The following is a 25,782-nucleotide window of genomic DNA, read 5'->3' as shown; positions in this document are numbered from 1 at the left end:
TGACCCCGTGTATGTGATCGTCATCCTCGCCATGATTGCCGGCTTTCTGGCGTTGCGGCTTTATTCGGTGCTCGGCAAGCGGACCGGGCATGAGCAGGAGCCTGCGCTTCGCCCGGCGGAGGAACGCGCCAAGGTGACGATCGTGCAGCCGCGCCCGGTTCCGGAAATGGCGGGCGATTCGGTGCGGCTGTCGGACGGGCTGATCGCTCCCGGCGGCGAAGCGGGCGTCCGCGCGCTGATCGCGGCCGACCGCAGCTTCGACGTGCCCCAGTTCGTGGAGGGCGCCAAGGCCGCCTACAAGATGGTGCTGGAGGCGTTCTGGCGCGGCGACCGGCAGGAACTGGAATGGCTTTGCGATGCCGATGTTCTCGCCTCCTTCGAGGAAGCGATCGCGGCGCGGGAGGCGGAGGGCCATGTCCTCGACAACCGCCTGGTCCGCATGGAAAAGGTGCAGATCGTCGATGCGGGCGTCACTGGCCGCATGGCGGAGATTTCCCTGCGTTTCGAGGCGGACATCGCCGCCGTCACCCGCGACCGCGACGGCAATGTCGTCGCCGGTTCGCTGACCGACGCTGTCGGCACCAACGACATCTGGACCTTCACGCGCGACCTGCGCAGCACCGATCCCAACTGGAAGCTCAGCGAGACCGACGAGGCGGCATGAGCCTTCGTCAGTCGTGGGGCGCGCTGGCCGCGGCTTTGCTGCTGTCCGCTTGCGCCGGCGGCGTGATTCCGCCCGGCGCGGGTGGGCCTGCCCCCTCAAGGCCGCCTCGCGGCGCTGAGACCGCAACCCGCCCCGTTCCCGCCACTCCCCGTCCGCCCGTGGCGGTCACGCCTCCCGCGACCGCGCCGGCCGATACAGCCAATGCCGTCAGCGCCGGAATCGCCCCCGGCCCGGCCATCACCGACCTCATTCCGTCGGGCGAGCGTTCGCGCAAGGCGTTGCAGGCGTTCCGCCTCTCCTGCCCTTCGCTGATGCGGCGGGGCGACCAGAGCGGACTGACGCGCGGCACGGACTGGAACAGCGCCTGCGCCGCCGCGTCGAGCTGGCCGGAGGCGTCGGCCGGCGAATTTTTCGCCCGCTATTTCGAAGCGGTGCAGGTGGGCGACGGAAAGGCCTTCGTCACCGGCTATTATGAGCCGGAAATCGCGGGGTCGCGCACGCGGCAGCCGGGTTACGAGGTGCCGATCTACCGCCGCCCGCCCACGCTCATCGACGTCAATCTGGGCCAGTTCAGCGACAGCCTGAAGGGCAGGACCATTCGCGGCAAGGTGGACGGCAGCAATCTGGTGCCGTTCGACGAACGGTCGCAGATCGTTTCGGGGTCGCTCGCCGGCAAGGGGCTGGAACTGGCATGGGCCGCCGATCCGGTGGAATTCTTCTTCCTCCAGGTGCAGGGCAGCGGCCGCCTGCTGCTGCCCGACGGCGGCGTGATGCGGATCGGCTATGACGGGCAGAATGGCCGCGACTATACCGGCATCGGCAAGCTGATGAAGGATCGCGGCCTCATCCAGGCCGGGTCGATGCAGGACATCATGCAATATCTGCGCGCCCATCCGGCCGAGGGCGCGGCGATCATGAACGAGAACAAGAGCTTCGTCTTCTTCCGGGAACTGACCGGCGCCGGCCCGCTGGGCGCGATGGGCGTCGCCGTGACGCCCGAAGCGACGGTGGCGGCCGATCCCCGCTATGTGCCGCTGGGCGCGCCGGTGCTGCTCTCGCTGGACCGGGCGGAACCCAATGGCATCTGGATCGCGCAGGATACCGGCGGCGCGATCAAGGGCGCAAACCGCTTCGACAGCTTCTGGGGCGCCGGCAGCAATGCGCGCAGCATCGCGGGCGGCATGTCGGCGCGGGGCAGCGCGCTGATCCTGCTGCCGCTCGGGTCGGCGGCGCGCCTGGGTCAGCAGCCCTGACATCATGCTGCGATGCCCCGACGCGGTCTCACCTCCGATGAACAGGCGCTCTGGACGGCGCTGACCCGCTCCGTAAGGCCGCTGAGGCCGGGCGCGCGCATCTCTTCCCTTCCGACGCCGCCAACCCCCGCAAAGGACGGGACAGGGTTAACGGCTCCGTCCGTTCAGGCAGTCGCGACGGCCCCGGCGCACACTCCCGCAGCCACTCTGGATTCTGGCTGGGAGCGCCGAATCCGTAGCGGAAATCTGACCCCGGACATGACCATAGACCTGCACGGCCACAGCCTGTCGGCGGCCCATTCGCGGCTTAACCAGGCGCTGGCCTCGGCCTGGGCCAGGGACGTGCGAATATTGCTGGTGGTCACCGGGAAACCGCCGAAAAGCCCCTCCGCCAGCGGCGGTTCGCGGCGGGGCGCCATCCGTGGCGAGATCGGTCACTGGCTGGAAACCAGCAGCTATGCCGACCGCATCGCCAGCGTGCGGATCGCGCATCGGCGCCATGGCGGCGACGGCGCGCTCTACGTCATCCTGCGGCGCAAAAAATAAGCCTTTCGGACTGATTCACTGACCTTTTCTTAACCACTGTCCTTCATATCCCACTGATCCAGTCCAACGCCGGACTGGCGGGGGTAGGGAGACTCATGCAGGGCGTGACATTGACGAGCCGCGCCACTGCCTTCGCCTGCGCCGCGGGGGCGCTGGTGTTCATCCTGTCGCTGGTCCTTGGGCAGGGGCAGGCGACCGACATGGACGGCATCGGCCGCTCCCTCATCATCGCGATCCTGTGCGGCACGCTCAGCTGGGCCTCCGCCCGCCGTACCGTGGCCACCACCGCCAGCGCCATCGACGGTGCGACCGAACGCCTGCTGGCGGCGGCCCATGGCGACCTGCAATCCGCCGTGCCGCGGGACATAGGCCGGGAATTGCCCGACCTGTCCGTGGCGATGGAAAGCCTGTTCAGTCAGGTCCGCACGAACCTGGACCATGTGCAGGCGCTCGCGCTGTTCGATCAGGTGACCGGCCTTCCCAACCGCGCCAGCTTCTGCCGGCAGGTCGAACGGCTGCTGGCGGAACGCAGCGAAGAAGGGCTTGCGGCCCTGTTCTTCATCGACCTGGACGGGTTCAAGGGCGTGAACGACACGCTGGGCCATGCGGCGGGCGACCAGTTGCTGGCGCGCGTTGCCGGCCGCCTGCGCGAAGTCGCCATGGCGCAGGCCAGCGCGGGCGCGGGCGATTGCCTGATCGGCCGCCTGGCGGGCGATGAATTCACCCTGTTCGTCCCCAGCATGCCCGATCTCGACACGGCCGGCCGCATTGCCCGCGCCATCCAGTTCGCGCTGCGCGAACGCTTCGACCTCGGCAGCCAGCATATCGACCTGGGCGCGTCCATCGGCGTCGCCTGCTATCCCGAACATGGCGACACGCTGCCCGCGCTGCTGCGATCGGCGGACATCGCCATGTATCATGCCAAGCATCAGGGCCGTAACCGGGCCGAGATGTTCACCACCGAACTGGCGCTGGAAGCCGCCGACCGCGCGGAGCTGGAGCGCGACCTGCTGCTGGGCCTGCAACGGGACGAGTTCCTCCTCGAATTCCAGCCGCAGATCGAAATTTCCAGCGGCCGGGCGATCGGCGCCGAAGCGCTGATCCGCTGGGTGCATCCGGAACGCGATCTGGTGATGCCCGGCTCCTTCGTGCCGATTGCGGAGGAAAGCGGCGCCATCGTGGCGCTGGGCGACTGGGTCATGAGCCGCGTGTGCGAAACGGCGGCGCGCTGGGCGCAGGCCGGGGTAAGGCAGCGGATCGCGATCAACATCTCCTCCCGCGAACTGGGGCAGGCCGACTTCTTCATGCGCCTGCGCCATGCGATAGACGCGCATCGGGCGCCGGCGATCATGCTGGAACTGGAGATCACGGAATCGCTCGCGATGGAGATGAAGTCGCGGACGCTGGACCAGATCCGCGCCCTGCGGCGCGACGGCGTGCGCATCGCCATCGACGATTTCGGGACCGGCTATTCCAACCTCTCGCGGCTGCGCGAACTGCCGGTCGACCGGGTGAAGATCGACCGGTCGCTCGTCCGCGACATCGCCGTTTCGGCTGAAGCGCGCACGATCTGCAGCGCCGTCGTCGGGCTGATCCAGGGACTGGGCATGGAAGTGGTGGTCGAGGGGGTGGAGACAGAGGCGCAGATGGAAATGCTGCGCGTGATCGGCTGCACGCTGTTCCAGGGCTATCATCTGGCCCGGCCCATGGGGGAGGAGGATTATCTCGCCCGCTTCGCCGCGCCCGCGCCGCTGGTCCGGCATCGCTCCGTCTGAAGCGGATGGCCATGCGCATCCCGCTCCTCATGGGGCGGGATTTCATTCCCTTCCGTCATGACCGGGTTCCTGCCCTTCGACAGGACCGGGACAGGCCGTTCCGCGCAACGCTCCAAGCTTTTGTTGCCGCATCCTTTTAGGCGCAAAACCGGTTCCCACTTTTGCGCACGATGCCCTAGCTCGCCAGCGCCTTCGCCGTAACCAGCCGGTAGATTTCGGTGAGGTCGCGCAGGTCGGCCAGCGCCACCGCCTCGTCCAGCTTGTGCATGGTCGCATTGTTGAGGCCGAATTCCACCACCGGGCACAGGCGCGAGAGGAAGCGCGCGTCGGACGTGCCGCCGGTGGTCGACAGGTCCGCCTCCACCCCCGTCACGTCCCGGATCGCGCCCGCGACCATGTCCGACAGCATGCCCGGCTCGGTCAGAAAGGGTTCGCCGCTGATCTTCGCTTCCACCCTGCCCCCTTCGGCCGCGGCGATGGCGGTGATGCGGTCGACCAGTTCCGCGCCGCCATGTTCATTGTTGAAACGGATCGAGATGCGCGCCTGCGCCGCGGCGGGGATGACGTTGGTCGTCGGATTGCCGACATCCAGATTGGTGATCTCGATATTGCTCGCCTGGAACCAGTCATTGCCCTCGTCCAGCACCAGCGCATCGATGGCGGACAGGATGCGGATCAGGCGCGGGATCGGATTGTCGGCCAGATGCGGATAGGCGACATGGCCCTGCACGCCGTCGACATGGATCCACATGTTGACCGATCCGCGCCGGCCGATCTTGATGACATCGCCCAACCGCTGCGAGGAGGTCGGCTCGCCCACCAGGCAAAGGTCGGGACGCAGCCCATGGGCGGCCATCCGCTCCATCAGGGCCAGCGTGCCATGCACAGCCGCGCCTTCCTCATCGCCGGTGATGATCAGGCTGATCGTGCCGGGCAGGTCTTCGGGCAGGTGGTGCAGGGCGGCGACATAGGCGGCGATGGCGCCCTTCATGTCGACGGCGCCGCGCCCGTAGAGCAACTCGCCGCGCACCTCCGGCCGGAAGGGATCGCTCGCCCAGCCATTGCCCGGCGGGACCACATCCAGATGCCCGGCAAAGGCGAAATGCCTGCCCGGCCCCGTCGTCCGCCATGCCAGCAGATTTTCCACCGGGCCGTCCGGCGCCTCCCCCGCCAGGAAGCGGTCGACGGTAAAGCCCAGCGGTTTCAGCATCGCCTCCAGCACGGCGAAGACATCTCCCGTGGCCGGTGTGACGGAGGGACAGGCGATCAGCTTCTCGGCTATGTCGATCGGGTTTGCATCGGCGCTGGTCTTGTTCATGGGGTTGCGTTAGAGCATTTTGAAGCTGGCCGAAACAGTCAGCGGCTCGCAAAATGCGTGCAGCCGACGTGCATTTTGAAGCTGGCTGAAACAGTCAGCGGCTCGCAAAATGCGGTGGCGCACAGCGCGCATTTTGAAGCTGGCGGGACCGCCGGCGCCGACGCCGGCAGGAGGATATGTCATGCCCAGGATCGACCTTGCCGCCATCGAACAGACCAATCGGACGGGCTATCCGCCCGAATATGCGGATGCGGTGGCGGGGCGATGGGTGCGCAGGCTGGGACCGGCGACCGGCCTTTCCGATTTCGGCATCAGCCATGTGGTACTGAAGCCCGGCGCCGCATCCTCCCAACGGCACTGGCATGAGGATGAGGACGAATTCCTCGTCATGCTGAGCGGCGAAGCGATGCTGATCGAGGAAGGAAGCCGAACGGCCCTGCACGGCGGCGACATGGCCTCCTTCCCGAAGGGCGATCCCAATGGCCATCATCTGGTGAATGAAAGCGGCGAGGATTGCGCCTTCCTGGTCGTCGGGCGCGTTCCGCTGGGCGATGCGCATTATCCCGACATCGACATGCAGTGGGTCGAGGGCAGCTACCGCCGCAAGAATGGAAGCAGTTTTTGAGGCTGGACCGGCGGGCATTGATGGCCGCGCTGGGCGCTGCGATGGCGGCTCCCGGGCTTTCGGCCGCGCCCCTTGCGGGCGTGGTGAAGCCGCCCCGGCTGCGCCCCGGCGACAGCGTGGGCCTGATCGAGCCGGCGGGCTTTACCGACGACAGCTTCGACCTCGATCTGGTCAAGGAAACTATCGTCGCCATGGGGCTGGTGCCCAGGCCCGCCCGGCATCTGGTCGAACGCTACGGCTATCTGGCCGGGACGGATGCCGACCGCGCAGCCGACGTCAACGCCATGTTCGCCGATCAGCAGGTGCGCGCCGTCTTCGCCACCCGGGGCGGATGGGGCTGCGCGCGCATCCTGCCCTATCTGGACTTCGCGAAGATCAGGGCCAATCCCAAGCTGCTGATCGGCTTTTCCGACATCACCGCGCTGCATCTCGCCTTCGCGGCGCGGGCTGGCTTCGTCACCATCCACGGGCCCAATGCGGCCAGCAGTTGGCCGCGCTTTTCCTGGGATGCCTTCCGCGCCGTCGCCTTCGATGGAGCAACGCCGCTGATGACCAATCCGGACGGGCATGAGGACCGGCTGGTGCAGCGCAGCGGGCGCATCCTGACCTTCCGGGGCGGAAAGGCCAGCGGGCGGCTGCTGGGCGGAAACCTGACCGTGCTTTCGACGCTGATGGGAACCCCGTGGCTGCCGGATTTCGACGGCGCGATCCTGTTCATCGAGGATGTGAGCGAGCAGCCCTATCGGATCGACCGGATGCTGACCCAATTGGCGCTGGCCGGCCTTCTGGGCAGGGTGGCGGGCGTGGTGTTCGGGCAATGCACCGATTGCGGTCCCAGCGGCGCCTCCTATGGCGGGTTCACCCTGGCGGAGGTGTTGCGGCAGCATCTGGCGCCCCTTGGCGTCCCCGCTTTCCAGGGCGCGCTGTTCGGGCATGTCGCCAGCCAGTTCAGCCTGCCGGTGGGCTGCCGGGCGGAAATCGACGCCGACGCGGGAACGATCCGCCTGCTGGAACCGGCGGTCCGCTAGGGAGCATCGTGCAGAAAGGCCTGGCCCGACCCCGGCTAAGGGCGGGAACCGGTTGCCCCTGAAAGGATGCAACGACAGGAACCCGGAGCGCGCGACCGGCGCCCGCTTCAACGCAGCGCCCCCTGAAGAACGGCCGACATGCAGTCGGGGTCAGTCCCTGTCGTCGGCGGGCCTGACATAGGCGCCGCGGCCATCGGGCGGGACGAGCGACCGGTCCTCGACTTTCAGGACAAGCGTTCGGAAGCCGGGTTCGGGCACGTCCTTCGTCCTTTCGGCAGTGAGGATGACGGCCCCGTCCCTCTCGGCCCACCGCCCCTCCGCGAACAGGTCCAGCGCGCCATAGACCAGATACCATTGGAAGCGGCCGTCCGGATGGAGCATCAGTTCGGACCCCGTCTCCATCACGCCGCGCAGATAATAATGCCCCGCCCGCTCGGAGGCTTGCGCCCAGACCGGTCCGGCAAGGAAGGCCGCAAGGGGGAGGAGTGCCGTGAGGACGCGCATCCCACGATGCTATCGCAAGCGGCCTCGGCAGAACAGGCCTACCAGGCGCGGGGGCTGTGCCCGACGCGATGGGAGACCTGCTGCTCGATCTCGTTGAGCTGGGCCTGGCTGAGCACGCCGGAATGAAGCAGCTTGCGCATCAGTTCATCGACCAGCGCCGCGAGGAAGTGAAGCTCCGCCCGTTCGGACGGGGTGTCGTTGCTGTCGACCTGCATGGCTTGCTCTCCGCAAAAAGCTGAATCTTAAAGGGGAAAGCGGCAAGGCATAGAGCCGACCGCGCAGGGCATCCCTCATTGGAGGCGGCCCGGCGAATATGGTTAACGATGCAGCGGCATCGGGCCAGCCGCGCTGCCGCAAGAGCAGGAGCCCGGCTCAGGCGGCGCGATTTTCCAACAGGGACAGGACTCGTCCCGAACAAGCCATGCCCCATCATTCGCCTTCCGCCCTCCATCATCCGCTCTCAGGGCCAGCGTCAGGGCCAAGGTCAGCGTCAGGGAAGACGGCGCGCCGTCAGGATCGTTACCGGCTGCTCCAGCATCTGCCCCTTCATCACGCCCTCGCCGGCCGTGGGGGATTTGGGGGCGGCGAGGATCGTCTTCACGACATCCATTCCCTCGATCACATGGGCGAAGACGGCGAAGCCCTGATTGTCGCCCGCCGCTTCGGGATGCGCGTCCATGCCGGGCATCTTGCCCAGCACGATGAAGAAATCCCCGGTCGCGCTGCCGGGCGCATAGCGGGCCATGGAGAGCGCGCCATCATCATGGGTAAGGCCGGTCTGGCTGGTCGGCTCATGCTTGACCGGCGGCAGGATGCGCTTGGGATCGTTCTGCGCCCCGCCCTGCACGAAGCCATAGTCGGCCGAACCGACGCCCCGGTAGAAGCTGGCGCCGTCCAGCCGCTTCTGATCGACATAGCGCAGGAAATTCGCCGCCGTCGCCGGCGCCTGCGCCACATGCACCGCGATCAGGATGCGGCCCGCGCCGGTGTCGAGCGCAACCCGCACATCGGCAGGCGGCGGCGCAGCAGCAGGGCTCTGGGCAAGGGCGGGAGCAAGGGAGAAGAGGGCGGCCAGGAACAGGGCGAGTTGTCGGATCATGGCGCGAAGCCTAGAGCCAATCGACATTCAGCCCTGACGGCCTGCAAATGACGCTTTTCCGTGCTTCCGGTGCTCACATACCTTGAGTACGCTGCGCTCCGGGTCACGGAAAAACACCATTTTCGGCTCGTCATCATCTGAATGTCGATTGGCTCTAATCCAAAGCCGCCCGCCTGTCAGCCTTCCAACTGGCGCTGCAGGGCGCGGATGTCCGCGTCTATGTCCGGATTGCTCTGCCGCAATTCCTCGATCGTGCGCACCGCGTGGATCACGGTGCTATGGTCGCGCCCGCCGAAGATACGGCCGATTTCGGGCAGGGAACGCGGCGTCATCTTCTTGGCCAGATACATCGCCACCTGGCGCGGACGGGCGACCGCCCTCGCCCGGCGCTTGGAACGCATTTCCGCCGCGTCGATCTTGTAATGCGCGGCACAGGCCTTCTGGATCTCGTCGACGGTGATGCGGCGGGCATTGGCCCGCACCGCGTCCGCCAGCATCGCCTGCGCGAACTCCAGGTCGATCGATCGGCCGGTGAGCTGGCCATAGGCGATGAGCTTGTTGAAGGCGCCTTCCAACTCGCGCACATTGGAACGGATCGACCGCGCCAGGAAATCGACCACCGCGTCCGGAACCGGCGGGTCGCCCGCAATGGCGCGCTTAGCCTCCAGGATCGCGAGGCGCAGGTCGAGCCCGGCGGGACGGATGTCGGCCACCAGCCCGCCGGCGAGGCGCGAGAGGATGCGCGCATCGATCGCGTCCAGCATCTGCGGCGCACGGTCGGCGGTCACGACGATGCGGGCGCCCGAATCGATCAGGTCGTTGATCGTGTGAAGAAACTCTTCCTGCGTCGAACCCTTGCCGGCGATGAACTGGATGTCGTCGATCAGCAGCAGCCGCGCCGCGCGCAGCCGCGCCTTGAACATCATCGTTTCGTTCGCCCGCATCGCGTTCACGAATTCCATCATGAACCGCTCGGCCGACATGTAGAGCACGGGGGCCGAGGGCGAATGCGCGGAGAAGCCCTGCGCGATGGCATGGAGCAGATGGGTCTTGCCCTGCCCGGTGCCGCCATGGATGAAAAGCGGGCTGAACCGCGGCTGGCTCCTGCCCGCCATGGCCTGCGCGGCGGAGAAGGCGAGATGATTGGTCTCGCCGGTCACGAACTGGTCGAAGCTGTGGCGCGGCTGGAAATTGGATGCGGGGGCCTGATCGTCCGCCACCCCGCCGTCGTTCACGGCAAGGGCCTCGGCCGGCGGCAGTTCCAGAACCCGGGGGCCCACCGCATTGGGGGCGCGGCGCAGGCGCACCTCGCGCACGCCGGCGCCGGCGCAGCGCCATGCCATGCGCAGCCGATCCCCGAACTGGCCCGACACGAAATTGGCCGTGAAGTCGGAAGCGAACAACAGGTCCAGCGTCTGCGATTCGGGGCAATAATCGCCCAGTTGCGCGGCCTTCAGCCACTGGTCGAACATGCGCGCGCCGATGTCGCGGCGCAGCCCGGCGCGAATGGTCGCCCAGGCAGTCTCCAGGCGCGCATTCTGCTGCGTGTCGAGACCGCTCAAACTTCCAATCACTGCCGTAATATCCTTCATAAACAGTCGACCCCCATCAACTGCACCCCATAGGCAGGGGCGATGCGACGCAGAGACCCGTTCCGGAAAAGCCCCGCCTTCCCGAATCTCGTGCATCAACCAACCATCTGATGACCGCCGGAAATTCGATTCGAGTGGCGGCCGGAGGATCAAAATAGACAGGCCTGCTTCGCCGGATCAAGGGCGCTGCCAGTCAAAAATGTGAAATAAAGCCGTTGACTCGGCAAACCCCGCAGAAAAGGCCGGTTTGAAAAATTATCCAGCAATTTCAATATATTATTACCTTCTCCGAACCGTCGCCCCTCTCGAATCGAAGGAGAATCGCCGGAAATCGGGGCTTCCTCCAGAATGACCTTTTGGTGAATGAAACATGAAAAAGCCCGCCCCGCATCGACTGCGGGGCGGGCCTGTTCTGACCGACGAGCTGGAAAGTGGCTGGGTCTTAGCCGAGCGCGCTGACGCGCTTCGTCAGGCGGCCGAACTTGCGGGCCGCGGTGTTCTTGTGCAGCACGCCGCGGGCGACGCCGCGGGCGAGTTCCGGCTGGACCGACTGAAGCGCCGTGGTCGCGGCAGCCTTGTCGCCGGCGGCGAGGGCGGTTTCGACCTTCTTCACCAGGGTGCGAATCCGGCTGATGCGGGCGCCGTTGATCTCGGCGCGGCGGGCGTTGCGGCGGATGCGCTTCTTGGCTTGCGGCGTATTGGCCATTTACTGTCCTCGGTTCTCGTCAAATCTCGTGAAGGAGCCCGTCGGAATCCCCAACCGGCTCTCGTGAAGGTGCGCCCCTTACAGGGGAACAGGGGTTGCGTCAACCGCTGAGCGCCCCGCTATTTCTGGCATTTCGGGCAGAAAAAGGTCGATCTGCCCCCATCCACGCGGCGCCTGACGGGCGTGCCGCAATGGCAGGCTTCCCCCTCCCGGCCATAGACCCGCCATTGCTTGGAGAAATAACCCAGTTCGCCGTCGGGCCGGGCATAGTCGCGCAGCGTCGATCCGCCCGCGGCGATGGCGGCGGTCAGCACCTCCCGAATCGCGTCGACCAGCAGGGCGAGGCGGGCGCGGCCGATCCGGCCCGCTTCGCGCGTCGGGGCGATGCCGGCCATGTGGAGCGCCTCGCAGACATAGATATTGCCCAGCCCGGCTACGATGCGCTGGTCGAGCAGCGCGGCCTTGATCGACGTCGCCTTGCCCTTCAGCGCGGCGGCCAGCGCATCGGCCGTGAAATCCGGCCCCAGCGGCTCGGGTCCCATGCGGGTGAAGGGGTTATGGGCCTCCCACGCCTCGCTGCGGACCAGGTCGAGCGAGCCGAAGCGGCGCGGGTCGTTGAGCGACAGAAGCCGCCCTCCCCCGGTCCCGATCAACAGATGGTCATGCGGCCCGATCTCCGCCGGATCGATTCGCCAGCGGCCCGACATGCCGAGGTGGAAGATCAGCGTGTCGCCGCGGTCGGTGTCGATCAGGCCGTATTTGGCGCGGCGCGACAGGCCGGTGACGGTGGCGCCGGTCAGCCGCTGGCGCAGGTCGACGGGTATCGGAAAGCGCAGGTCGGCGCGGCGCGGCTCGACCCGCGTCAGGAGCGAGCCCTGCAGGACCGATCGCAGGCCCGCGACGGTGGTTTCGACTTCGGGAAGTTCGGGCATGGCCCTCTATGGAGCGCCCCGGACCGCCCGGCAACAGGCCACTTGCCGCATGGGGCGCGCCATGGACATTTTACCCGATCTCGGAGGTTTCCTCTCCCCGGAAAAATGCTCTAGAGCGTGCGCCCATGAGTGAAACCGCTTCCTTTGGCTATCGCGATGTCGAAGCCGCCGAAAAACAGGGGATGGTCCGCGCCGTCTTCTCCAATGTGGCGTCCAAATATGATCTGATGAACGACGCCATGTCGGGCGGCGCGCATCGGCTCTGGAAGGACCAGTTCGTCAGCCGGGTGAAGCCGCGCCGGGATGAGCTTATCCTGGACATGGCGGGCGGCACCGGGGACATCGCCTTCCGCATGCATCGCCATGGCGCGCGGGTGACGGTTTCCGACATCAATCCCGAAATGCTGGCCGTGGGCGTCGATCGGGCGAGGAAGAAGGGGCTGGAAGGCCTCATCTGGTCGGAGCAGAATGCCGAGGAGCTGAGCTTCGCGGACCGGGCGTTCGACGCCTATACGATCGCCTTCGGCATCCGCAACGTGACCCATGTCGACAGGGCGCTGCGCGAGGCGCATCGGGTGCTGAAGTTCGGCGGGCGCTTCTTCTGCCTGGAATTTTCCACCACGACATGGCCGGGCTTTTCCGACGTCTATGACGTCTATTCGCACCGGCTGGTGCCCAGGCTCGGCAAGCTGCTGGCCGACGATGAGGACAGCTATCGCTATCTGATCGAATCGATCCGCCGCTTCCCCCCCATGCCGGCGTTCGAGCGGATGATCCGCGACGCCGGCTTCGTGCAGACGAAGGTGGAACCGATCCTGGGCGGGCTGGTGGCGATCCATAGCGGGTGGAAAATCTGATGGGGCGCCCGTCACGTCCTTCTCCCGCAGGGGAAGGGCATAAATAGCGATGCCTTCCCACCTCACGCATATCTGGCGGCTGCTGAAATGGGGCCGCACCCTGGCGCGGCATGGCGCGCTGACCGGGATCGAGCGCGATCCGCTGACGCCGACGCCGGTGCGGCGGCTGGTGCGGGTGGCGCGGCTGGGCGCGCGGGTGCCCCGGCAGCCGCGCTATGCCGACGCCTTCCAGTCCATCGGCCCGGCGGCGATCAAGCTGGGCCAGACGCTGGCGACGCGTCCCGACCTGGTGGGGGAGGATGCGGCGAACGACCTGCTGCGCCTGCAGGACGCCCTGCCCCCCGTGCCGTTCGCCACCATCCGCGCGCAGATGGAGCAGAGCTTCGGGCGGCCGCTGGAAACGCTCTACAGCCGCTTCGACGAGGTGCCGGTGGGCGCCGCCTCCATCGCGCAGGTGCACCGCGCGGTGACGACGGACGGGCGCGATGTCGCGGTGAAGGTGATCCGCCCCGGCGTCATCGACCAGTTCAACCGCGACATCCAGACCTATGAATGGGCCGCCGCCCATGTCGAGATGCTGGGCGGCGAAGTGGCCCGCCTCCGCCCCCGCCTCGTCATCGCCAACATGAAGCGCTGGACCGCGCGCGAACTCGACCTGCGGCGGGAGGCGGCCTCGGCTTCGGAACTGGGCGAGGCGATGGAGGCCATGCCCGGCTATCGCGTGCCCGCCATCGACTGGGATCGCACGACCGGCAAGGTCATGACGATGGAGTGGATCGACGGGGTCAAGATCTCCGACCGGGACGCGCTGATCGCCGCCGGCCATGATGTGAAGGAAATCGCGGCAAGGCTGGTCAACGCCTTCCTGCGCCAGGCGATCGCCGAAGGCTTCTTCCATGCCGACATGCATCAGGGGAACCTGTTCGTCACCGCCAATGGCGACATCGTCGCGATCGACTTCGGCATCATGGGCCGCATCGACCGGCGCGCGCGCATGTGGCTGGCGGAAATCCTCTACGGCCTCATCACCGGCAATTACCGCCGCGTGGCGGAAATTCATTTCGAGGCGCAATATGTGCCAGGCCATCACAATGTAGAGGAATTCGCCACCGCGCTCAGAGCCGTGGGCGAACCGATGCGGGGCAAGCCGGTGCGCGAACTGTCGGTCGGCGGCATGCTGGACGGCCTGTTCGCCATCACCCGCGATTTCGACATGCAGACCCAGCCGCACCTGCTGCTGCTCCAGAAGACGATGGTGATGGTGGAGGGCGTCGCGACCGCGCTCGACCCCGACATCAACCTGTGGGAGACGAGCGGCCCCTATGTGAAGGAATGGCTGCGCGCCGAACTGGGGCCGGAGGCGAAGGCCGCCGACGCGCTGATCGAGAATGTCCGGATCTTGCAGCGCCTGCCGGGCCTTGTGAAGCGGATCGAGGAAGCCTTTCCGGAAAAGGGCGGCGCCCCCCCTCCGCCGCCCCTGACGGAGGTCAGGCTGATCCGGGTGGGCAGCGGCTGGCGCTATATGCTCGTGGCCTTGCTGGCGGGGATGGCCGGCGCGGGCGCGATGGCGGCGGCTACGACCTTTTGGTGACGGCCGGCTCCTGGTTGCGAGCCCGCCGTCGGGCACGGCCTCGACGCGAACCCGCTACCTTATGCCATTCCGACGCCTCGAACCCGCCCGAAATGGGTGCTGAGCTTAGGGCCTGAACTTCAGCGTGGCCGCCGGCGCCTCGCCGGTCAGCGGCGTGATCTTCCAGACGATCCGTTTCCCCTGCGCCACGTCCTGCGCGCCGTCTTCCTGGTTCTGGCTGACGATCTCCGCATCGGTGGTGAGGGTGAAGGTGCCGTCCAGCGCCTTGGCGGCATCGTCGCCGCCATTGCCGCCCATCGGGTTCTGGCTCTTGTCATAGCCGTTGGAATAGCCCGGCGCCTTCACCCGCGCCCGGTCTTCCCCACGCAGTTCCACCGCCACGAAGGGCAGCACGATCTGCGCGTCGCTGTTGAAGGGAAAAAGGAAGGCGTGGGTCAGCCGGCCGCTGATCGCATAGTCGATCTCGAACCGGCGATTGCCCATGTAGCGGGCCGACCGAAAGCCCTTCTCCTTCGACAGCGCCGCCGCGATCGCCTGCATCTGCTGCTCGTCGCCCTTGTCGTCCTTGACGTCGAAACGCTCCTCGGCCTTGCCCTGCGTCCCGGACCGGAGCGCCGTGCGCAGGCTGCTCTGCTGGTCCCTGGGCGTCGCGCCGTTGATCGGATCGTCATTGCCCGGCATCGAACCCAGGCCCTTGCCCATGTCCGATGCCAGTATCTCGCCCTTATAGGTAAAGCTGAAGCTCCGGTCGGCGCGGATGTCGAGCGTGGAATCGAACCTGCCCGGCGTCACCAGGCAGCCGGAGAGCAGCAGACTGGCCGCCAGCACGGCGCCCGAGCGTAGAAAGACCGTCACGATCGAACCCCCTGTCGTCCGTGGCCCCGGCCGCTACCGGCTGGCAGCCGCGTAGAGGGCGATCGCCGCCGCATTGGAGACGTTCAGGCTCTCCATGCGCGGGCTGATCGGCAGTTTAGCCAAAATGTCGCAATGCGCCATGCTGTTGTGGCGCAGCCCTTCGCCCTCGGCCCCCAGCACCAGCGCGACGCGGGACGTGCCGATGGCCTCGCCCAGCGTCTGCTCCGCCTCGCCGTCCAGCCCGATGCGCCAGTAACCGGCTTCCGCGATCTCATCCAGCGCCCGGGCAAGGTTCACGACCCGCACCCAGGGCACGATCTCCAGCGCGCCCGACGCGGCGCGCGCCAGCACCCCCGATTCGGGCGGCGCATGGCGGTCCTGCGTCACGATGCACAACGCGTCGAACGCCGCGGCGGACCGCAGGATCGCGCCGACATTATGCGGGTCCGTCACCTGGTCCAGCACCAGCACGGGCCTGTTATCGTCCTGCCCCGCCTCCAGCACGTCGCCCAGCCAGACATCGTCCAGCGGCTCCACCTCCGCGACGATCCCCTGATGCGGCGCGTCCGACGGCACCATGCGGCCCAGATCGGCGCCATCGGCATAGACGATGGGCAAGACGGGCGGCAGGTCGAGCGCGTTCAGCGCCTCCCTCGTCCCCCATATCTTGCGCACCACCCGGTCCGGATTGGCGAGCGCGGCGATGACGGCATGCCGTCCATAGAAGCGGGGAAAGGTCCCTTTGGCCTTTCCGGTGCGATTTCCTCTTTTCATGGGAAGCGCTCTTTTCACATTGGGCCATTGACAGGCAAGTCTCCTTTCGCCATTGGAGCGCCCTCCAGCCGGTCGGGGCACCCTCCGACGCCGGTTAGGCGACTGGACAGGTGGCCGAGTGGTTAAAGGCAGCAGACTGTAAATCTGCCCGGGTTTCCCGTACGCTGGTTCGAATCCAGCCCTGTCCACCATATGTTCTTCCAGAACAGCCCAAGAACGTCTATAAGAACCCCGCACTTAGCGGGGTTTTTCATATGTGGGCTGTCTCAGACGTTCTCTCTTTGTTTACGGTCAGCAGGCGCGGTTTTGGGGTATCCGTGGGGGTATCGACCCCTCATACCCCCTGCGATACCCCCAAATCGGGTCTGGTCGCATGCTGACGGACGTTCAGTGCCGGAAGGCCAAGGGCGCCGACAAGCCCTACAAGCTCAGCGATGCCCAGGGGTTGTTCCTCTATGTGACGACGAACGGCTATCGCTCATGGCGGCTGAAGTACCGAACCATGGCCGGAAAGGAGAAGCTGCTGACGCTCGGCAGCTATCCCGAGGTCTCCCTGGTCGAGGCGCGCGACGCGCGCGATGAGGCCCGCAAGGCCATCCGCGCCGGCCGTGATCCAGCGCTGGAAAAGAAGCAGGCCGCTGTCGTCGCCCGCACGGACGCGGAGAACAGCTTCGAGGCTGTCGCCCGGGCGTGGCATGCGCTCCATGTCCCGCGCTGGAGCAAGCATCACGCTCGGAACGTGATCGAAAGCCTGGAGGATGATCTCTTCCCGGAGATCGGTCGTCTGCCGATTCGCGACGTCACGGAGGCTCTGTTGCTGGACGCTCTGCGCAAGGTTGAGCGTCGCGGCGCGATCGAGACGGCCCATCGGATTCGGCAGCGCGCGGGCGAGGTGTTCGCCTATGCCGCGGCAAACGGAATGCGCACCGGCGACCCGGCAGCCGTCATCAAGACGCTGCTGAAACCAAAGCCCAAGGCCGCGAAACAGCCTGCCCTGACGACGCTCGCCGAGGTCAAGGAAATGATCCATGACATCGACCATGAAGAGGCCCAACCGATCACGAAGCTGGCGAACCGCTTCATCGGGCTGACGACGGTGCGCTCTGCGGTGCAGCGCCACGCGAAATGGACCCAGATGGAGGGATTGGACGGTCCGGAGCCGCTATGGCGTATTCCTCCATCTGCGATGAAGCTGGCGCTGCGACTGAAGGATGAGGAGGCCTATGAGCATCTTGTCCCGCTATCCCGGCAGGCCGTCGAAGTGCTGGAGGCCATCCGGCCGCTGACCGGCGCGAGAGAGTACATCTTTCCGAATGCCTGGCGCGGCACGCTCCCGATGTCCGAGAACGCCGTCCGCGCGCTGATCATCCGGGCCAACGGCGGGAAATATCATCGCCGGCATTGCCCGCACGGCTATCGCTCATCCTTCTCGACCATCATGAATGAGTGGCGGCGCCAGCACGGCAGGCCCGACGATCGCGAGGTCATCGATTTGATGCTCGGGCACGTCGCTGTCGACAAGGTGGAAGGCGCTTATAACCGGGCCGCACATATGGAGCGGCGGCGCGAGCTGGCGCAGATATGGGCCGACATGCTGCTGGAGGACGCCATGCGTGCCAAGGACCTGCTTTTCCGAGTCAGTGATTAAGGGGAAGATGAAGGCTAACTTTCTCGGGATGTGCTGGCCGCCGCGTGCCGCACGGCCGGCAAGCATCCTTCGGCACCATCATCTGACGCGGCGGCGCGAGCTGATACAGGAGAGGGCCGATCTGCTGATTGAAGGGCTGCCTCCCGCTGCGGCTCTGTTGGACAGCCCCGACGCTTAGTTCATCGACTGTTTACGAATATTGGCGAGATGTAATCCAGGCTGGTTGAATTCGCTCTTGGCAGGTGAATGTGCGCTCACTAGAGCGCAAGTTGGGCTAAGCTCGAGGGGGGAAAATGCAGGTTTCGCAGAATAGCCAAGCGTTTACGGTCGACATCGCGACCCGAATTCTTGAGCCATCCGAAGACATTTTCATACTCCAGCCGGGCCAAGGCTACTGGCTCTACGACGTTTTTAAGCGCTCAAACCATATATTCCTCGACTTTCCGGGCATGCCACTTGAGTTCAGCACGCCTGCGCCGGACGATAGGACGCTACGCCAGATGGCGGTGCGATCGATCGCTTTGCGCGATTGGTATGACGAAAATATGGTGGGAAAGAGACCTTCCGACAACCTTGCGGACTATGTCGGGAAGGACACTCGTAAGCGCTTGGGGCGATATGTGGGGGCAATTAAGCGCCTGTATTGGGACCTCGAACCTGGCGCAATTATCGTGGTTCCCGGCCCGCACTTCTCTGATGATGTGCTCATCGGACAGATCACGGGTAAGCCCACCGTTTATTCCAGCAAGCAAATCTACGAGGGGAGCGCGCTCCCTGCTCGTCGGGTCAAATGGCTGAGATCGAAGCCCCGAGCCTCATTTTCGAAGGAGGTGCGCGAAAAATTTGGGAAGCCAAATCCGATCACGCAACTGGACCGGTCCCTCCGTGCCGAGATCATGCGTGCTGGTTTCGACCAATTCGTTATCGATGACGAAATTTCGGTTCGACTCAACACGACGGCAGACGATTTCAACACCCTGGACGATTTCAATATCCAGACGTTCGTCAATTACGTCGCCGGCGTGCTCGTCGCCGTGGACCTTGGTATCCAACATGAGGTGAGCTTCGATGAGGCGATAAAGCTGCTCCGCGCGCACCCCGATATGGTCCCGGACCTGAAGCAGAACATCAACTCGATCGGCTTTCAGCGCATCGTTTCTGAAACTGTTAAGCCCTTGGTCATCGCAACAATGCTCTCGTTGGCGACGGCGCCGGTTGCTCCGGGCATGGCGGCCGACTCAGTCCCCGTAGCAGCTCAGGTCGTTAACTCAGCCGCGCCAGCAGGCGACAGCTGCACCATAAAGGTCTCGGCGCGCGTTGAAGCGGCTATGAAATTAATGAAGCTTGATGAATGGAAGCGGGTCTGCGAGAGTGCTCGCGACGCTAATGCGTCGACAGGCCTGTCGACGACAATGAAGGTTGGTCATTCACGGAAGGCTAATCCATGAGCGCATCAGCATCGAGCCCGACACGGACCCGCGGGTGGAGCGCAAAAGCTCTCGTCATCACGAGCGCTGCTGCTTCCGCCTTCGGCGCATCTCTGCTGTCTGTCGGCGGCGCTGCCGCTCTGTGGAATTATCAGACCCATCGCACCGAGCGGGCTACTGAGGTGACCAAGTTCATCGAGGTCTCGCAGGAATTTGATCGTGACGTCACCGCCTTTATGACTCTTTATTTAAAAGGGCGCGATGCCACATCTGAGCGGCTAGCGCTGCATAAGAATATCCAGGATCAATTCCTCGCCCTCGAGCGCGCCGGCACCAGCTTGGGCGGCTCTGCTTTGCAAGAAGCCGAACTTCATCAGAAGCGGTTGGTGAAGGTGGGGGAGGAGCTTGATCGTGAAGTCCCCGCTGCGAAGGCTCGGGATTTGATGCAGGCGATCGCCGATGCCCGTGATTCGGGGATCTGCGTAACCTACCGCCTGCGCGACCGCGTGGGTATGGACACGACGGCTGAAGACCAGGAATATTGCTCCCAGCCTCGGTAAGACTGCGGTGAGGATTTGGCTTATAAACTCGCTTTAGCGCGCGCCGTGCGCTGTGCGAACTGGACGGTAACATTCCCGGCGCCACTTTGGACGGCAAGCCGCCGTGGCAGGATTATCTGACTCAAGTACGCGCGGTGATCGCTGCTATTCGGGAGCCCAGCGGAGAAATGCTCGCGCATCGCCAGAAGACCAAACCCGCCCAATTTTTGCAGGGATATCTGCACCGCTATAATTGACGTACTGGAGGGCCGGCCGTGAAGTTCGACTACCATAGAGAGATGGCGGAGGCGGCCGCCGCACGAGCCTCGGCGGAACTGGATCGCCTCGAGTGGGTCATGACAAAAGAGCACATCACTGCGCTGCGCCAGCATCTGGTTGAAGATCTTGGGGTAGATGATCGCGCCGACAGGATGTTCGGCATCCCTGTTGTCGTAGGGATGCCCAAGGATGGCGCACCCTTCGAATTGCGGCGTCGCGCTTAGCCGGCCGCTCGCGCTGGAAAGATGTCGCAGAATTCGTCCGCCGGCTCTGGGACCGGCTCAACCTTCCACTTGGGCTTGGGTGCGGGCAACGTTGGCGCGCTACCGTCGAAGGTAGCCCGAGCAACGGCGCCAAAGCTATCCTCCCGCTCAAAGATCGTGCGGGCGATCGACACCAGCCCGGCGACCCGGTCGGCTTGGGCAGGCAGCACATAGCCGATCTCGATGCCTCGCGCCGAATAGACGCCTACCACGCGCTTGCCCGCCCTGGTTCCCCTCTCCCGCCGCAGTTCCAACGGCTCACCCGGCCGGCAAGCTGCGATCTCCGCCCGGCGCTTCGCGGCGCGGGCGTTGGGAAGGTCGGCGCCGACTATCGCTATCGAGGACGGCCCGGGCAAAATCATCGCAGCGCCCCCGATGCTTTAAGCTGGAGCCTGATCCCGTTATAGCCCGCGGTCATGCTGGCGCTGCGGCCCAGATCGTTCTCGCTGATGGAGCCGTCCCAAAAGGTAAATAACGGCCAGCGCTCCGGACAATGAGGCATGAGACAGCGGAGCGCCAGGCGCACCTCAGCTGTGCCCATCTTCTCCTTAGGCGCGCGCTGCAAGGCGTTTTCCAGCACCTGGAGAGAAAGGGTGATGATCTCGCGTTGATTCTTGTCCACAGGAGTGAACATAAAGCGAACAATGGGTGAGTCGCTAGAGGGCTTGTGCATGCATGCGCCGGCGGGAGAAGGCCAGGCTATGCAGGGGGTTGCGGAGACTTATCCTTTTCGTCCATCGGGAGGGACAGGCGCTTTCCTGGGGGCGCCTCGCGCTATCCACATTGCATTTTTGAGAGCGACGGAGGGTTCATGCCCGGCCCTGATCGCTATATTGACGAAGGCCCGGTGAAGGGCTTCGCCTCGGTTGGTTGTTCCGAGATAGTCGGTCCCGTGCTGGTAGGCGGCACGCCAGAAATCATCATAAATTTCACGGTCGCCATTCTCATCTACTGACCAGAGAAAGGCGAGCGCGAAGCGTAGGGAGGCGGACGGATTGACTAAAGGCGCCGGTCGGGCCTGCGCGGCCACTTCATCAAGGACGCAAAGGGCTTTGAAGCGCATATGTTCTAGGGCGAGTCGCATAACGAGAACATAATGCGAACAAAGCCGACGCGGCAGCCCGATTTATGATCTTCGGCCGCCTTGACGATTGCGCAAAATATTGCGCAATTTCGCTTGCACCATGGTTCAGACGTGTGTATATATTTGCGCATGGAACGGGACAGCAAAAAGATCGTCAGGCGGCTTCTGGAAGAGGGCTATGAACAGGTTTCGGTGAAGGGCTCTCACCACAAATTCAGGAAGGGCGACCGGACGATCATCGTGCCCCACCCGAAGAAAGACCTGCCGCTGGGAACGGCGCGAAGCATAGCAAAGATGGCGGGGTGGCTGTGAGCCGCCCCGGAAAGGCAAAGTCATGAAATATTTTTACGCCATCGTTCACAAGGATGCGGACAGCGCTTTTGGTGTCAGCTTTCCCGATCTGCCGGGTTGCTTCTCGGCGGCCGACCGTCAGGAAGACGTACTCCCCAATGCGGTGGAGGCGCTGGAACTGTGGTTCGAAGATGCGGAGGAAATTGATCCTCGCCCGGTCGATCAGGTGCGCGAAGCGGTGAAAGAGGATCTGGCGCAGGGCGCCTTCCTTCTTGCCGTTCCGCGCATCACATCGGCCAACAAGCTGGCCCGCGTCAATCTGTCGCTGGATCGGGGCATGCTCGACGCCATCGATCAGGCGGCAGCGCTTCGGAAGCTGACCCGCAGCGCGTTCATGGCCGAGGCGGCCCGGAACGAAATCGAAGGCCGCCATTGATCCTCGGGAGCGGCTTCAGGAGTTCGAGCTATGACGTCGATCGACATGATCCCGATTGAGCGCGCTTCCCGCGCCATTATCGATGCTGCCCAGGAGCAAGGCGCGTACGTGGGCGGCGAACCGGACAACCTTCGCTCTGTGCCTATCAATGGCGTGATCGATGCAAAGGCGATGGTGCGTGCCGTCCTCGCAGCGATCCGGGAGCCGAGTGAAGCCATGATCTATGCCAGCAGCGAAGGCGGCCTCGGGTTCAACGACAAGGTCATTGAAGATTGGCAATCGATGATCGACGCCATGCTGGACGAAGGCGACGAGAAGCCGGCCGGAACCTGATTACGGCCCTGTGCGTAATCGCGATGCCTCGCCCCGGCTTTCAGCCACGCAAACCTATGGGGCGAGGCGACCAGCCTGACAATTCAGAAAAACGGCCCGGCAGCATCAGCCACCGGGCCAGGAGAAGGCTGAGTTAAGAGCCTTCGGGTCGCACGCTTCAAATGTGCCCCGACAGGATCCGATTCGGATTGGAAAAATTGGACAGAGGCGGAAAAACCGGGGGGCGTTGCTTGAGGCAGGCAGGCACCCGTTGGGCGACCCCATGCTACGCCAAGCACCACGGAGCCGCCCTCCGCCCCCTTTGGACAGAAGCGGCGGCATATCAAGGGTTAATCTCTGAGCCAAGCCCTGTGGCCGGTTCCGGCTCCACCTTCACCGCCGCCTGCTCTGCTGCCCATTCCCGAAGTTTGATCAGGTTCCACGCCTGCCGCTCGGCTATCCGGAGCTTGGCAAGAAGTCCGTCACAACTGGTTCCTCCATAAGCTCGGCAGGTGGCTTCGCTGGCGACGGACACGGGGGCTGTTTCGGAACTGCGGAGATCGGTTCGGGCGGCAAGCGCTGCCCGCACGCGCTCATAGCGAGCATCAACAGCGGCATAACGAGCCTGAAGGTCATTGATCTTCCTTTCGGTGATGGCGGCCTGTTCGGCCTTGACGCGCTTCACATTCTCCGCCGCCTGGCGCAGCGCTTCGGCGCTGGCGGCGCGATAGTTGGCGACGGTCTGCTTGTGGGCCTGTTGTTCGGCGCTGAGGTCGGTCCGGGCCTTGTCCCGCTCGGCCGTGCGGACATCGACCTTCATCGATGTCAGGGCGAGGGCTACCACAAGGCCGATGAGGACGGGCACCCACCAGAGGCGGCGGGCGAGCCCCAATGCTGTGGCCCAGCTCATGCCGCCCTCCGCTTCGCATAGGCAGCGGCGAGCCGCTCATCATATTTGTTCTCGCGGTAGGCGGTGCCGTTGTACCCCTTCGCGAAAGCGGCCCAATCACGGCGCTGGAGGGCGCCGACCAGCCCCTTCCCCCTCACGAACCGGATGAAGGCGTCAAGCTGATCGCCTTCGGTCCGGGACTGCCGCCACGCGAAGGACCATGGGTCCGGCGCATCGCAGGTGGCGAAGTTCTCGCCCAGGATCTGGAACGCGCCATAGCTGGCGGACATGAACCCCGCGTCGACGTCGAGCGCGACCATGTCCATCAGCATTTCCCAGCGCGCCGCCTGGCTGCCGGGATAGAGCTTCCGGTTCCATGTCCGGGAAGAGATGCGCGGATGGCTCGCGTCATAGCGATGCCCGGTCGACCGGCTGAACCGATGCGGCTCCGGCAGGATCGTGGGCCGCCCGCCGATGAAGGCATCACCCGCAGCCTCGACGTCATAGATGGTCCAGATCGTCGCCGGTTCGACCTTGATGTCGCGGGCAGCGGCTGCGACGTCATCGGCAGTGATCTCGTAATCGGGACCGTCGGTCAGCGCCTTGAGGGTGGCGGCGCGGGTCGGCGCATCGAAGGTGCCGTTGATGGCGCCTTTATAGACGCCCAACGAGAAGAGGCGGCGCTGAAGTTGCGCGTGATCCATGTCTTTCTCCCATGAAAAAGGGCGCTCGTAAGCGCCCGCGTGGAGTTGGTGTTTTCCCGGATATTCCTGTGCTCTGGATTGCCCTATTCAGGGTCTACTCCGCTCCGGCACGGTCGCCCCCCCTTTTGTCCCTCCCGGAGCGGGGACCATCCTTCTTCACTCGTCTCCGATCGGGCGCTTCCCCTTCGCGATGTCGTTCACCACGCGCGCGCCGCTGAGTTCTGTCTGCACCTCTTCCCGGATCGCCGCCTTGCGCTGCACGACCGTCTCCATGAGGGCGGCGTCCACCTGGCGCAGGAACCTGTCGGTATAGAGCTTGACGACGCGGTCGGCCCCGACGGTTGCAGCCGCAGTGAGGAGCGCCGCCCCTTCCCCGTCCACGCCCGCCTGCTTGACGATCCAGAACGCTATCAGGGCGACCATCGGCAGCAGCAGAATGTCTGCGATGACCAGCCACGCCTTGATCTTCACTCCGCGCTTGATCAGCAGCGCATATTTCGCGGCCAGCCCAAAGGTCAGGCCAACCCAGATCCATCCATATTTGGCGATCAACGCCTCAACCCCTGGCGTCATTGCCGATGTTCCTTGTTGTGTGAGACTGGCGCCGTGCATCGGTTACGCCTCGGGGTCACCCGGCGGGACGGTCATTGCTTCGACCCGCGCAACCTCGCGGTCGAAGAAGTCGGTGACATTGCGCATGACGGTAATCACGCCCATCGCCTGGTTGAAGGGCGAGCCGAGTTCCGACGCGGGCGCGAGCTGGGGCAGGATCGCTTCCAGATCGGCGGCGAGCGTACCCGCCTTGCCAGCCTTGAGCGCGGCCTGCATCGCTTTGAGGCCCGCCAGATTGGCGAGAGCGATCTGCCGGTCGAGCTCGTCGCGCTGGGCGAGCAGTTCGGCGGGGGTGGGGGCGGATTCTGACATCGTTATTCTCCAGCAGTGAGGGCGGGCTTGTTGGCGGGCTTCACCTTGCGCGCCGACTTCCGCGGTTCCCGCTCGACGCCGTCCATTTCATCGAACGTATCCGCGACGCTGATCGCCATGGGCTTGCCGAGCAGGTCGACAAACAGCTTCGCGTTGACGCCATGCTGATCGCCCACGACCTCGCGACGCCCGATGATCCGGGCGCGCGAGAAGAACATGCGGCCCTCCTTGAAGCCGATCATCGCGTCGTCGCCCTCGCCGATTTGAACCGGCTCCAGAATGCGGACCTCAATCGGGTTCACCATTGCCATGCTGTCGACAGCGGCCTTCTTCACGAAGCCGTACTGGTCCGCGAGCTGGTCGACCTGCGGACCGTCGCCCATGTCGAAGATGATCGCCGCGGGGTTCACGCCGTCGCAGGGGCGCATGACGGCGATTATGGCGAACGGGGGGATTTCCAGCCGCTCGCCGGCGGCTGTTTTCAGATGCAGCATAGGGTGCTCCTTTTGGAAGTCGGAATGGGGGCGTCGGGTTGGCTGATCATGATCGCGTCGGTCAGCGGGGCGTGTTGAGATAGACGGGCAGCGGATTTGCGCTCTCGCGTTTCCAAGTGGTGAAGAACTGACCGGGGTGGATAACGACGATGCGGGTCGTGATCCCCTGCTCCCGCTCGATCCTACGCGCAATGCGCTCCGCCTGGCGCTCAGCGTCCTGACGTTTGTGATAGGCGAGGCGCGCCGGGCCGCAGACTTCGCTGTTGTCGACGATGATCAACTGCTCACGCGGGGCGCCGGCATTGGACGTCGACGCACACAGCGCTCCAATGGCGATGGCGGCAAACAAGATAGCTCGCATGGTAATCTCCTG

General features: G+C 65.0%; 34 protein-coding genes and 1 tRNA gene. 18 read left to right on the top strand and 17 right to left on the bottom strand.

Annotated features, from left to right (window positions below; all coding sequences use genetic code 11):
• Positions 1-7 precede the first annotated feature (7 nt).
• The 4 genes from TZ53_RS13540 (at position 8) to TZ53_RS13525 (ending at position 4,238) form a co-directional block, all read left to right on the top strand.
• Positions 8-664, top strand: coding sequence for a Tim44/TimA family putative adaptor protein (locus TZ53_RS13540; protein WP_044661622.1), 657 nt, complete (start codon positions 8-10; stop codon positions 662-664).
• Positions 661-1,917 (top strand): murein transglycosylase A, encoded by a 1,257-nt coding sequence (locus tag TZ53_RS13535; protein WP_044661621.1) that lies wholly within the window; start codon positions 661-663, stop codon positions 1,915-1,917. Before TZ53_RS13540 ends, TZ53_RS13535 begins: the two co-directional genes overlap by 4 nt.
• 12 nt (positions 1,918-1,929) lie before the next feature.
• Complete coding sequence (locus TZ53_RS13530; RefSeq protein WP_044661620.1) at positions 1,930-2,463, top strand: Smr/MutS family protein; 534 nt, start codon at positions 1,930-1,932, stop codon at positions 2,461-2,463.
• Between the two features lie 95 nt (positions 2,464-2,558).
• On the top strand, positions 2,559-4,238 hold the full coding sequence (locus TZ53_RS13525; RefSeq protein ID WP_044661619.1) for a putative bifunctional diguanylate cyclase/phosphodiesterase: 1,680 nt from the start codon (positions 2,559-2,561) through the stop codon (positions 4,236-4,238).
• A 175-nt stretch (positions 4,239-4,413) separates the two neighbouring features.
• Here the strand turns inward: TZ53_RS13525 and dapE are convergent, their stop codons facing one another.
• A complete protein-coding gene (gene dapE / locus TZ53_RS13520; protein ID WP_025552008.1) occupies positions 4,414-5,556 on the bottom strand; it encodes a succinyl-diaminopimelate desuccinylase in 1,143 nt (380 codons plus the stop codon).
• Positions 5,557-5,737: 181 nt separating this feature from the next.
• On the opposite strand from dapE, the gene TZ53_RS13515 reads away from it, so the two are divergent.
• Together TZ53_RS13515 and TZ53_RS13510 are read left to right on the top strand one after the other, a co-directional pair.
• Entirely contained in the window at positions 5,738-6,181 is a 444-nt protein-coding gene (locus tag TZ53_RS13515) for a cupin domain-containing protein (RefSeq protein WP_025552009.1), read from the top strand.
• 20 nt (positions 6,182-6,201) lie between these two features.
• Positions 6,202-7,209 (top strand): S66 peptidase family protein, encoded by a 1,008-nt coding sequence (locus TZ53_RS13510; protein ID WP_044661618.1) that lies wholly within the window; start codon positions 6,202-6,204, stop codon positions 7,207-7,209.
• Positions 7,210-7,359: 150 nt separating this feature from the next.
• Here the strand turns inward: TZ53_RS13510 and TZ53_RS13505 are convergent, their stop codons facing one another.
• The 6 genes from TZ53_RS13505 to mutM all read right to left on the bottom strand — a co-directional run bounded on the left by TZ53_RS13505 (position 7,360) and on the right by mutM (position 12,042).
• The gene (locus TZ53_RS13505) at positions 7,360-7,713 is read right to left on the bottom strand and encodes a hypothetical protein (protein ID WP_044661617.1); all 354 of its coding nucleotides are present in this window, start codon (positions 7,711-7,713) and stop codon (positions 7,360-7,362) included.
• A gap of 38 nt (positions 7,714-7,751) precedes the next feature.
• Positions 7,752-7,928 carry a hypothetical protein gene (locus TZ53_RS27170; protein ID WP_172668326.1) on the bottom strand — a complete coding sequence of 59 codons (177 nt, stop codon included), beginning with the start codon at positions 7,926-7,928 and terminating at the stop codon, positions 7,752-7,754.
• A 275-nt stretch (positions 7,929-8,203) separates the two neighbouring features.
• Entirely contained in the window at positions 8,204-8,812 is a 609-nt protein-coding gene (locus TZ53_RS13500) for a peptidylprolyl isomerase (RefSeq protein WP_044661616.1), read from the bottom strand.
• Positions 8,813-8,988: 176 nt separating this feature from the next.
• Complete coding sequence (gene dnaA / locus TZ53_RS13495; protein ID WP_025551638.1) at positions 8,989-10,404, bottom strand: chromosomal replication initiator protein DnaA; 1,416 nt, start codon at positions 10,402-10,404, stop codon at positions 8,989-8,991.
• A 442-nt stretch (positions 10,405-10,846) separates the two neighbouring features.
• Positions 10,847-11,110 (bottom strand): 30S ribosomal protein S20, encoded by a 264-nt coding sequence (rpsT, locus tag TZ53_RS13490; RefSeq protein WP_007687699.1) that lies wholly within the window; start codon positions 11,108-11,110, stop codon positions 10,847-10,849.
• 119 nt (positions 11,111-11,229) lie between these two features.
• Entirely contained in the window at positions 11,230-12,042 is an 813-nt protein-coding gene (gene mutM / locus TZ53_RS13485) for a bifunctional DNA-formamidopyrimidine glycosylase/DNA-(apurinic or apyrimidinic site) lyase (RefSeq protein ID WP_044661615.1), read from the bottom strand.
• 125 nt (positions 12,043-12,167) lie between these two features.
• Between mutM and TZ53_RS13480 the strand changes: the two genes are divergently transcribed.
• On the top strand, positions 12,168-12,899 hold the full coding sequence (locus TZ53_RS13480; protein WP_025551633.1) for a class I SAM-dependent methyltransferase: 732 nt from the start codon (positions 12,168-12,170) through the stop codon (positions 12,897-12,899).
• Between the two features lie 49 nt (positions 12,900-12,948).
• The gene (gene ubiB, locus TZ53_RS13475; RefSeq protein ID WP_044661614.1) at positions 12,949-14,490 is read left to right on the top strand and encodes a 2-polyprenylphenol 6-hydroxylase; all 1,542 of its coding nucleotides are present in this window, start codon (positions 12,949-12,951) and stop codon (positions 14,488-14,490) included.
• Between the two features lie 105 nt (positions 14,491-14,595).
• Here ubiB and TZ53_RS13470 read toward each other — a convergent pair whose 3' ends face one another.
• Both TZ53_RS13470 and rlmB read right to left on the bottom strand, forming a co-directional pair.
• On the bottom strand, positions 14,596-15,345 hold the full coding sequence (locus TZ53_RS13470; RefSeq protein ID WP_044661613.1) for a hypothetical protein: 750 nt from the start codon (positions 15,343-15,345) through the stop codon (positions 14,596-14,598).
• A gap of 33 nt (positions 15,346-15,378) precedes the next feature.
• Positions 15,379-16,119, bottom strand: a complete 741-nt coding sequence (gene rlmB, locus TZ53_RS13465) for a 23S rRNA (guanosine(2251)-2'-O)-methyltransferase RlmB (protein ID WP_025551629.1) — start codon at positions 16,117-16,119, stop codon at positions 15,379-15,381.
• 104 nt (positions 16,120-16,223) lie between these two features.
• Between rlmB and TZ53_RS13460 the strand changes: the two genes are divergently transcribed.
• From TZ53_RS13460 to TZ53_RS13440, 6 genes are all read left to right on the top strand, one after another.
• Positions 16,224-16,310, top strand: a tRNA-Tyr gene (locus TZ53_RS13460).
• 182 nt (positions 16,311-16,492) lie between these two features.
• Entirely contained in the window at positions 16,493-17,767 is a 1,275-nt protein-coding gene (locus TZ53_RS13455) for a tyrosine-type recombinase/integrase (protein WP_044661612.1), read from the top strand.
• Positions 17,768-18,060: 293 nt separating this feature from the next.
• Complete coding sequence (locus tag TZ53_RS13450; protein ID WP_044661611.1) at positions 18,061-19,215, top strand: hypothetical protein; 1,155 nt, start codon at positions 18,061-18,063, stop codon at positions 19,213-19,215.
• Positions 19,212-19,754, top strand: coding sequence for a hypothetical protein (locus TZ53_RS13445; protein ID WP_044661610.1), 543 nt, complete (start codon positions 19,212-19,214; stop codon positions 19,752-19,754). Before TZ53_RS13450 ends, TZ53_RS13445 begins: the two co-directional genes overlap by 4 nt.
• 86 nt (positions 19,755-19,840) lie before the next feature.
• The gene (locus TZ53_RS26840; RefSeq protein WP_157009823.1) at positions 19,841-19,990 is read left to right on the top strand and encodes a hypothetical protein; all 150 of its coding nucleotides are present in this window, start codon (positions 19,841-19,843) and stop codon (positions 19,988-19,990) included.
• A gap of 18 nt (positions 19,991-20,008) precedes the next feature.
• Complete coding sequence (locus TZ53_RS13440; RefSeq protein ID WP_044661609.1) at positions 20,009-20,236, top strand: hypothetical protein; 228 nt, start codon at positions 20,009-20,011, stop codon at positions 20,234-20,236.
• Here TZ53_RS13440 and TZ53_RS13435 read toward each other — a convergent pair.
• Both TZ53_RS13435 and TZ53_RS13430 read right to left on the bottom strand, forming a co-directional pair.
• Positions 20,233-20,637 carry a hypothetical protein gene (locus TZ53_RS13435; RefSeq protein WP_044661608.1) on the bottom strand — a complete coding sequence of 135 codons (405 nt, stop codon included), beginning with the start codon at positions 20,635-20,637 and terminating at the stop codon, positions 20,233-20,235. The genes TZ53_RS13440 and TZ53_RS13435 overlap by 4 nt on opposite strands.
• Complete coding sequence (locus TZ53_RS13430) at positions 20,634-20,909, bottom strand: hypothetical protein (RefSeq protein WP_044661607.1); 276 nt, start codon at positions 20,907-20,909, stop codon at positions 20,634-20,636. The genes TZ53_RS13435 and TZ53_RS13430 overlap by 4 nt, the downstream gene beginning before the upstream one ends.
• Before the next feature lie 177 nt (positions 20,910-21,086).
• On the opposite strand from TZ53_RS13430, the gene TZ53_RS26835 reads away from it, so the two are divergent.
• The 4 genes from TZ53_RS26835 (at position 21,087) to TZ53_RS13415 (ending at position 22,419) form a co-directional block, all read left to right on the top strand.
• Positions 21,087-21,230 carry a hypothetical protein gene (locus TZ53_RS26835; protein WP_157009821.1) on the top strand — a complete coding sequence of 48 codons (144 nt, stop codon included), beginning with the start codon at positions 21,087-21,089 and terminating at the stop codon, positions 21,228-21,230.
• Positions 21,231-21,488: 258 nt separating this feature from the next.
• On the top strand, positions 21,489-21,671 hold the full coding sequence (locus tag TZ53_RS13425; protein ID WP_025547159.1) for a type II toxin-antitoxin system HicA family toxin: 183 nt from the start codon (positions 21,489-21,491) through the stop codon (positions 21,669-21,671).
• Positions 21,672-21,693: 22 nt separating this feature from the next.
• On the top strand, positions 21,694-22,086 hold the full coding sequence (locus tag TZ53_RS13420) for a type II toxin-antitoxin system HicB family antitoxin (RefSeq protein ID WP_044661606.1): 393 nt from the start codon (positions 21,694-21,696) through the stop codon (positions 22,084-22,086).
• Positions 22,087-22,116: 30 nt separating this feature from the next.
• Positions 22,117-22,419, top strand: coding sequence for a hypothetical protein (locus tag TZ53_RS13415; RefSeq protein WP_044661605.1), 303 nt, complete (start codon positions 22,117-22,119; stop codon positions 22,417-22,419).
• Between the two features lie 322 nt (positions 22,420-22,741).
• On the opposite strand, the gene TZ53_RS13410 is transcribed toward TZ53_RS13415, so the two are convergent.
• The 6 genes from TZ53_RS13410 to TZ53_RS13385 form a co-directional block, all read right to left on the bottom strand.
• Positions 22,742-23,308: a hypothetical protein gene (locus TZ53_RS13410; RefSeq protein WP_157009820.1), complete on the bottom strand. Its 567-nt coding sequence runs from the start codon at positions 23,306-23,308 to the stop codon at positions 22,742-22,744.
• Positions 23,305-23,991, bottom strand: a complete 687-nt coding sequence (locus TZ53_RS13405) for an N-acetylmuramidase domain-containing protein (RefSeq protein ID WP_044661603.1) — start codon at positions 23,989-23,991, stop codon at positions 23,305-23,307. The genes TZ53_RS13410 and TZ53_RS13405 overlap by 4 nt, the downstream gene beginning before the upstream one ends.
• A 156-nt stretch (positions 23,992-24,147) precedes the next feature.
• A complete protein-coding gene (locus TZ53_RS13400; protein ID WP_157009819.1) occupies positions 24,148-24,564 on the bottom strand; it encodes a hypothetical protein in 417 nt (138 codons plus the stop codon).
• Between the two features lie 42 nt (positions 24,565-24,606).
• The gene (locus TZ53_RS13395; RefSeq protein WP_044661601.1) at positions 24,607-24,915 is read right to left on the bottom strand and encodes a hypothetical protein; all 309 of its coding nucleotides are present in this window, start codon (positions 24,913-24,915) and stop codon (positions 24,607-24,609) included.
• A gap of 2 nt (positions 24,916-24,917) precedes the next feature.
• A complete protein-coding gene (locus TZ53_RS13390) occupies positions 24,918-25,409 on the bottom strand; it encodes a hypothetical protein (protein ID WP_044661600.1) in 492 nt (163 codons plus the stop codon).
• A gap of 61 nt (positions 25,410-25,470) precedes the next feature.
• A complete protein-coding gene (locus TZ53_RS13385; protein ID WP_157009818.1) occupies positions 25,471-25,770 on the bottom strand; it encodes a hypothetical protein in 300 nt (99 codons plus the stop codon).
• Positions 25,771-25,782 lie beyond the last annotated feature (12 nt).

Origin of the sequence: Sphingobium sp. YBL2 (assembly GCF_000943805.1) — a bacterium.
Taxonomy (GTDB): Bacteria; Pseudomonadota; Alphaproteobacteria; order Sphingomonadales; family Sphingomonadaceae; genus Sphingobium; species Sphingobium fuliginis.
This window is presented reverse-complemented; position numbering and strand designations above follow the sequence as displayed.